1 protein-coding gene is annotated in these 1388 nt (G+C 62.4%); it reads right to left on the reverse strand.

Annotation, left to right across the window (positions count from 1 at the left end; translation table 11 throughout):
- Positions 1-1210, reverse strand: a 1210-nt coding sequence (locus CKO23_RS24715; protein WP_200336177.1) for an ATP-binding protein, incomplete at its 3' end; no start/stop codon positions are given.
- Positions 1211-1388: the final 178 nt, after the last annotated feature.

Below are 1388 nucleotides of genomic sequence, written 5' to 3' on the forward strand. Positions count from 1 at the left end.
GAATCCCCGCGAACAGTGACTCGATCCGCCCGGCCAAGCTGGGAAAATCGTTCGCCGCCAGGCATTGACGCAGCCGGTAGAGGTGCTCGCCGGTCGCCTCCCCGCGCGCGGTCAGGGCATAGAGCAGTTGCTCCGTCAGCCCCATGCGCACCTCCAGGTTGGGATAGCGCAGGTGATAGAGATAACGCTCCCCCGTCCACTCCGCCCGGTCGATGGTGAGGTAGCCGGACTGAAAGAGCAGCGCCTCGCTCGGCATGTCATCGACATCGAAGCGCGAGAGCAGGCTCTCCAACACGATCTGCTGTCCCAGGCGAGGCACATACTGATGGCGGCGCGTGAGCACATCGACCAAGAAGCTCGGCGTACCGGTCTCGAACCACCAGGGGCGGAATTGGCGCTCCTGGAACAACAACAGCACATCGAAGGGGTTGTAGACCGCCTCACCGGTCCAGTTGTAACCGTTGTACCAACGGCGGATCTCGTCGCGATCCAGACCCTCCAACTCGGGCGCGAAGACCGTTTCCAGATCGACCTCGGTATAGCCACAGAGGGCGGAATACTCGCGTGAGACGGTGATGTCGCGCAGGTTGTTCAGCCCAGAAAAAATACTGACCTTGCTGAACTTGCTCACTCCGGTCAAAAAGGCGAACCGGAGATGAGCATCAGAGTCCTTGATCACGGAGTAGAGGTTGCGCAGACCGTCGCGAAGCTCCTGGGCCAATTCCGGGCGAGTCAAGTTGTCGAGGATCGGCTTGTCGTACTCATCGACCAGCACCACCACGCGCTCGCCGTGACGCGCATGCGCCAGGCGAATCAGCTCGGCGAAACAACCATCTAGACCCGGCTCGGTGCAGAGCACGCCCAGCGCGGCCTGATTGAGGCGCAACTGCTCGCCGATCTTCCCCGTCAGCTCCTCGGGCGTACGCACCACCCCGCCACCGAAGCTCAACCGGATCACCGGCACCCGCCGCGACCAATCCCACCGATCATGGACATAGAGCCCCCGAAACAGCGGCTCATTGCCCGCGAACAGCTCCGCGAAGGTATCGAGCAGTAACGATTTGCCAAAGCGGCGCGGGCGCGAGAGGAAGTAATGCGTGCCTTCCTCGACGAGCTTGAGCATCAGCGGGGTCTTGTCGACGTAATAGCAGCCGTCTTCGCGCAGTTTGGAGAAGGTCTGGATTCCAATAGGCAGTTTCAGACGGGCCATGGCGGCGCTCCTGGATGGCGACTCGGCCTCTGATTCTAGTCCATCGCCCCGGCGGTCAGCGTCTCCACCTCGAAGCCGACCACCGCGCGCCGCTCGCGGCTGAACTCCACCCCGATGAGGTGGATCGGCTGAGCGTCCGCGCGGTACTTGTCGGCATAGCCGCGATCCTTGATCTGCT

Origin of the sequence: Thiocystis violacea (assembly GCF_016583565.1) — a bacterium.
Lineage (GTDB): Bacteria > Pseudomonadota > Gammaproteobacteria > Chromatiales > Chromatiaceae > Thiorhodococcus > Thiorhodococcus violaceus_A.